General features: G+C 44.2%; 8 protein-coding genes. All 8 read right to left on the reverse strand.

What is annotated here, in order from left to right:
• Nucleotides 1–99: 99 nt before the first annotated feature.
• Nucleotides 100–234 (reverse strand): gas vesicle protein, encoded by a 135-nt coding sequence (locus Q7J27_13955; protein MDO9530244.1) that lies wholly within the window; start codon nucleotides 232–234, stop codon nucleotides 100–102.
• Nucleotides 235–269: 35 nt separating this feature from the next.
• Nucleotides 270–674, reverse strand: coding sequence for a GxxExxY protein (locus tag Q7J27_13960; GenBank protein ID MDO9530245.1), 405 nt, complete (start codon nucleotides 672–674; stop codon nucleotides 270–272).
• A gap of 71 nt (nucleotides 675–745) precedes the next feature.
• Nucleotides 746–1,009 (reverse strand): hypothetical protein, encoded by a 264-nt coding sequence (locus tag Q7J27_13965; GenBank protein MDO9530246.1) that lies wholly within the window; start codon nucleotides 1,007–1,009, stop codon nucleotides 746–748.
• Nucleotides 1,009–1,311 (reverse strand): gas vesicle protein K, encoded by a 303-nt coding sequence (locus tag Q7J27_13970; protein MDO9530247.1) that lies wholly within the window; start codon nucleotides 1,309–1,311, stop codon nucleotides 1,009–1,011. Before Q7J27_13970 ends, Q7J27_13965 begins: the two co-directional genes overlap by 1 nt.
• Complete coding sequence (locus Q7J27_13975; GenBank protein ID MDO9530248.1) at nucleotides 1,286–1,447, reverse strand: hypothetical protein; 162 nt, start codon at nucleotides 1,445–1,447, stop codon at nucleotides 1,286–1,288. Before Q7J27_13975 ends, Q7J27_13970 begins: the two co-directional genes overlap by 26 nt.
• Before the next feature lie 296 nt (nucleotides 1,448–1,743).
• Nucleotides 1,744–3,105 (reverse strand): sigma-54 dependent transcriptional regulator, encoded by a 1,362-nt coding sequence (locus tag Q7J27_13980; GenBank protein ID MDO9530249.1) that lies wholly within the window; start codon nucleotides 3,103–3,105, stop codon nucleotides 1,744–1,746.
• 2 nt (nucleotides 3,106–3,107) lie between these two features.
• A complete protein-coding gene (locus Q7J27_13985; GenBank protein ID MDO9530250.1) occupies nucleotides 3,108–3,764 on the reverse strand; it encodes a response regulator in 657 nt (218 codons plus the stop codon).
• Between the two features lie 15 nt (nucleotides 3,765–3,779).
• Nucleotides 3,780–6,343, reverse strand: a 2,564-nt coding sequence (locus Q7J27_13990) for a PAS domain S-box protein (protein ID MDO9530251.1), incomplete at its 5' end; no start/stop codon positions are given.

The raw sequence follows: 6,343 nt of genomic DNA on the forward strand, positions 1-6,343 counted from the left end.
ATGTGCCATATATCCGCTTCTTTGTTTATTCCTATCGCAGTGGGAGAACTAAATCCGGTAAGTTGAACCAACCCCGCCTTGGCAATTTCCACAATATCTTTAAGTTCCATTTTCTGCATCAGCGATTTGAATTTTGATGTCTCCGGCGATGACGATGCCCTTATCTAAGACCCTCTCTAATATATCCGCAAGATTCGTGGCATTTATGGCATGCATCATTTTTTGTTCGGCCATAACTATTCAGCCACTAAGACACCGAGACACCAAGGTTAAAGAATTATTCTCTTAATGCCATCTCTAATAAGTGGCACGTTAAAATTGATAACAAAACCGAGACGCTTACCCGTCAACTTTAGATAACTCAAAACTTGTGCCTCCCATACGGCATTCATCTCTTCTACTGCTTTCACTTCACAAATGATAAGCTCTTCCACAAGAACGTCCAGACGCAAACCCTCCTCTAAAACCATTCCGTCATAAACAATCGGGACATCCACTTGCCTTCGAGATTTTATTCCCTTTTTACCCAACTCATGACAGAAACATATTTCGTACACCTTTTCAAGCAAACCCGGTCCCAGTTTCCTATGGACAGTATAAGCTGCATCCACAATCTGTTTAGTCCCGATGAATATCGGGACCTCTTCTCTTTCTGACAAGGGTTCAAAACTCATATCAATCCTTCGTGTCTTGGTGTCTTCGTGGCTGAACTGTTACGTTCGGTCATGGGATTGTGCTCCTTTGTCTATCCGAGTTTCCGGGTCCTTATGAGCAGACGCGCCGTTTTCTCGCGCAGGTTCGCGATGAAGCGGCAATTCCCGCAGTCTACCTTTTCTTCATCATACTCGAGGCAGGAAAGAAGCACCGCGACTTCTTTTTGCATTTCCTCGGCAATTCCTGCTTTCTCCGACATTCCTTCAGCCCGGTTGATTCTATCCGTCATATCTCTGATTATGGATTCTTGTTTTTGAAAGGTCGGACAACCCATCGTTGCTTGGCTTTTTTTCATTACATCAAATTTCCCAATGGCCCTAAATCCAAATCCAGCTCTTCATCCTCAAGACCGAAGATCGTCTGAACCTCTTTGATCTTCGTCTTGACCGCTTTAAGACTCAATCCTAATTTTTGAATTTCTACAGGAGAAAGAGATCCCCTCTTGACTCTCCGAAAAGCTTCCTTCTCCATGAGTTTTCTTATCAGTTCAACCAGGGTTAAAACCAATTTGGCTAAACCCTGCTCGGCTTTTTTAGGATCACCCAAGTCAATGAGTCTGGGAATATTCTCTTCAGCTCTTTTTATCTCCCTTTGCAATTTCCGTATATATTCCTCTCAGGGCCACTTTGCTGACAACAGCCTCCAATTCCCGATGGGTGTGGGTGAATGCCTCTCGCTTTTCATCGATGCCTTTTGTTAAGAAAATAGAAGAAGCGCCACGGCTCTTCCTCACACAATACAAATAGAATCCTTCCAACCGGCTTACTCTCTTTCTTATTACCCCTCTGTCCCTACGCTTGCCTCTCTTTATAACCTGAGATATTGATCTTGTTTGCGAAGCGACATAAATATTATTCCAACTCCCTGTGGTAAGCAGTAACCGTGCCACCCCATAAACTCAATGCATCGTCTTCGTAACACGCTAATAATAAAAATATTAGAGCACCCGGCCCTACCCGTAATTCGAGATATTTCTAACTTGCACAGTCAAAAAGGGACAGAAATGAGATGAAAAGGGGACAGATTTGTCTATATATTCAGACTTTTTATCTTGCGATACAGGGTCTTTTTATTCAGCTTCAGGAGTTCGGCCGCTTTCATTTTTTTGCCTCCCGCTTCCTCTAAGGCTTTCTTAATGACCTCCTTCTGGAATTTCCGGGTTATTTCCTCAAAAGAAGCCCCTTTTTCCGGGGGTTTTGCGGACTCAATCGTCTCGTTCGTCGGGAGGTGCGGATTTATGGATAAATGGACGAGTTCAATCGTGTCTGATTCCGCCAACAACACCGCTCTTCTGGTGACATTATTAAACTCCCTGACATTGCCCGGCCAAGCATGATTCAGGATACATTTCATGGCCTCCGGCGAAAATCTCTTGACTTCCTTATGGAATTCGCGATTCGCCTCCTCTAAAAAATATTTCGCTAAGATGGGAATATCTTCCTTTCTTTCAGCTAATCGAGGCAACTCGATTTGAAACTCATTGAGCCGATGATAGAGGTCGTCTCTAAATCTTCCCTTGCGAACCTGTTCTGATAGAAGCACATTAGAAGCCACAAGGATACGCACATCTATGCTGATCTCTCTCTGACCGCCCAAATGCTGGAGTCTTCTTTCTTGAAGGACCCTTAAGAGCTTCATCTGGACGGCCTCGGAAAGATTCGTGATTTCATCTAAAAACAAAGTCCCGCCATGGGCTTGTTCAAACTTGCCGTCTTTTCGACCATCAGCTCCCGTGAAAGCGCCCTTTTCATAGCCGAAGAATTCACTCTCAATCAAGGTCTCAGGCAGAGCGCCGCAATCGACGGCCACAAAAGGTTTATCATGACGTCGGCTCATTTGGTGAATCCGCCGGGCGATCAACTCCTTGCCTGTTCCGCTTGCGCCCTGAATGACTACGGTCATATTTGTCGGAGCAATAATCTCAACCTGTTTGAGGATCTGCTGAATTCGGGGACTTTTTCCCATGATCTCTTCAGCATCCTGTTTTTCACCCAGTGTTTTTCGTAATCTTTCCACCTCCTTGCTCAAACTCCGGGTTTCCAATGCCTTTCTGATGATCAATATCAGCTCTTCATCATCAAATGGCTTGGCAATATAGTCAAAGGCTCCCATTTTCATGGCTCTGACAGCACTCTTGATATCGCTATAGGCGGTAACCATGATGGCGAGGAGGTCTTGATCTATTTTTCGTATCCCCTCTAAAACCTTCATCCCGTCCATGTCAGGAAGCCGGATATCCAACAAGGCAATACTAGGGGCACATCTTGCAACCTCTTTTATGGCCTGACGACCAGTGGAAGCGGTCATCACATCATATCCCGCGCCTCTTAAAATCGTGGACAGGTTGAATCGGAAATCTCTATCATCGTCGACAACTAAGATGGTTTCCATACTTATCCTATCGTTTTGACTTTGCTTTCGCCTGGGTTGACTTCCTTGACACGCATTTCCCTTATTTTTCGGACGACATCTTTTTCATTATAAGGCTTGTCGAGAAAACCATAAGCGCCCATTTTCTCTGCTTCGCTTCTGATTTCTTCGCTGCCAAAGGCGGTCGTTATAACGACTGTGGGGGCGGGAGTCATCTTCCTGATGACGGATAATAACACCATTCCATCACCATCAGGCAACCTGAGATCCAATAAGACGAGGTCCGGCAGCCGCCTGTGCAGGTGCTTAAGCGCTTCTCTCTTCGTATGGGCGAACTCCATTTGAAAGCCGTGAGATCTTAAGGAATTCCCCAGAAGAAAGCACAATTCCTTCTCGTCGTCAATGAGCAAAATGCTTTTAATCTGTTTTTTTTCGGGGCCGTTCTTTCTTGCCGATTTGGGTCTTTCTATCTTTCTGAATCGGGCTTTTTTATAGACCTGAAAAAAGGAACTCAGTTCCTCAAGTTCTTCAGGCCTTCGCCAACCGGATAAATTATCGCGCCAGACAACCACTTCGCCCGCTTTTATCTTGCCGGTTTTGATCCAGAGCTTTATGCGGGCGTCCGACACCTGGCGATAAACATTTGTGCCTCTTTTAATATCCCATTTCATTTCCACCATAATTCTTTTCCTCCGTTAGGACTCTCCTTTAATATTTTCTTCGCTACCTGACGGCTTCGGTCCAAGGGGCAAAGAAACAGAAAAGGTAGATCCCTTTCTCCACGCGCTTTCAACCTCAATAATGCCCCCATGGCTGGTTATAATATTTTGACATGTGGTCAATCCCAAACCCGCACCCCGTTTTTTGGTACTGAAGAAGGGGTCAAATATCTTTATTAGATTCTTTTCAGGGATGCCTCTTCCGTTATCTTGAACCTCTATTACGAAAGTGCCCTTTTCTTTTTTCGTGGTAATCGACAAGTTGCCACCGGGCCGCATGGCCTCAATAGCGTTGGCAATTAAGTTCAGGAGGACACGCCCCAGCTGTTCTTTATCAATGAGTAAGATAGAGTGATTAGAGGTCAGGTTCTTACTAACTTTTATTCTCTGCGTTCTAAGCCTGACTTTATGAACATTTAAGACATCCTTAATGACCAGATGAACATCACAAGGCTGAAGATTAAGTTTTATAGGGCGGGCGCAGTTCAGGAGTTCCGTAATTAAATATTCAATCCTATTTGTATTTCTCTCCACGATCTCGGCATAGTCATGACCCTCTGGCTTTATCTTATCCTCTTTTTTGAGTTGTCGGATCGCCAAAATAATGTTGGTCAGGGGATTTCTTATCTCATGGGCGATGCTGGCGGCTATCCGACCGGTAAAAGCGAGTCTCTCCGAACACACCAAATCGTCTTTATTCGCCTTCAAAGCCTCGTAAGAGGCCCCGAGCTCCTCCCTGGAGCGAGACAATCGATCAATCAACTCTTCAACGGACGAACTTTGCTGATCTAAAAGCATTTTTTGGCCCTGAATCGTTGCCTCAAATTGCCTTAATAACTCCCCTCTCTTCTTGTTCTCGGTGATGTCCCGACCATAGAGATTAACATATTTCGCCTCTACAACTGGTACGAGGAAGAACGAGTAAATATTTCCCCCAGACTGCGTTTCGACAATCCTGGTCGTCTGCTTTTCAAGTGTTTCGGTGAGGATATCTCGCCAATATTTCGGTGCCTTCTCACCTCTGCCACAGCCCCAATCAACCAGCAACGAGTTACATGCTTCGTTAGTATAAAGGACCGTGCCATCATAGTTCAGACGCATAACCGGCGCCGGATCCTCAGAAGTGAATTTTGCCAACCTGGTTACTTCTTCTTCCGCCCGTTTACGGTCAGTGATATCCAACAACGACACAACTATGCGGGCTTCTTCTTCTTCTTCTTCTTCTTCTGCAAGAAATATTCTTGCAGTATTAAACTGAAGAAGAAGTTCATCGCTTTGATTCCCTTCTGGCAAACCGGTTCTCGATCGATCTTTTTTCCAAATATGAATCTCTTTTGAATCTTCGCTTTCAATTTTGTGGCGCAACTGCTCAATTATCTTTTGAGCAAGTTCCTCTTCAGTGTACCCAAGCAGTGGTGCATACTTTTGCACAATATCATCGAATGCCTTGTTTTGCTTGAGGAGATTCAGTGATTCTGTTAGTACGAGAACACCTTCAGGAACGAACTTAAAAATATTTTCAATCACGGCTTTGTGATGTTCTTCTTTTCTAAAAAGTTCTTCTTCCGCCCGTTTACGGTCAGTGATATCCTTAGAAATTACGGTTATAGCAATTGTTTTTCCTGTTTCCGGGTCCATAACCGGGTTTAATGTTCGGAGGAAATCCCGGCCATCCCGCTGACTTTTATGCTCATAATTGACTGGCTTGCCGGATTTAAAGACCTTTTCTACCATTGCAGAAAATTCTTTTGTTCCATCGGGAGAATGAAATTGGAAATAATCCTGACCGACGACCTCATCCTGTGAATTTCCAAGCCTCTTTAGAAATGCTTTATTCGCAAATAAATATTTGACGTTTCGATCTACGAGGTAGATCGGATCATCGCTCGATTCTACCAAAGAGCGATAGCGCTCCTCACTCTCACGAAGGTTCTCTTCGGCCTGCTTGCGCTCTGTGATATCCCGAAACACCAGGACAAACCCCGTAGCGCTTCCTTTATCATCTCTGATCGGTGCTGCTTTGAACTCAATATGTATTTCCGTTTTTTCTTTGCTTGATCGAAGATTCCCTCCTGGGATAAGTGTCGAATCACTTGACAGGCTGACAATATCTCCATCTATAATAGACTTCACTGAAGCGCCGACTTCAAAACCAAGTGCCTCTTTGTCTTTAATATTGAATATATCTGTCAAATCTCTATTCAGGGCGGCTTCCTGTTTCCACCCTGTAAGTAATTCTGCAACAGGATTCATGAACGTTATTATTCCCTCTTTATTAACAGTTATTAGTGCATCACCGATTGACCTGAGCGTTGTAGCAACCTCTCTTTTTATCTTATTTTCTGTCTCATGTTTATAAAGAGCCATCTCAATAGTGGCTTGTAATTCTTCTGCTTTAAACGGTTTGAGTATATATCCATACGGTCCTGTTACCTTTGCACGTTGCAGTTTGTCTTCATCTGCATAACCGGTCAGATAGATTACAGGTATATCGAAATGGTCGCGAATCTGTTGCGCCGTATTTATGCCATCAATATCTC

The sequence above is a fragment of the Syntrophales bacterium genome (genome assembly GCA_030655775.1).
In the GTDB taxonomy this organism is placed as follows: domain Bacteria; phylum Desulfobacterota; class Syntrophia; order Syntrophales; family JADFWA01; genus JAUSPI01.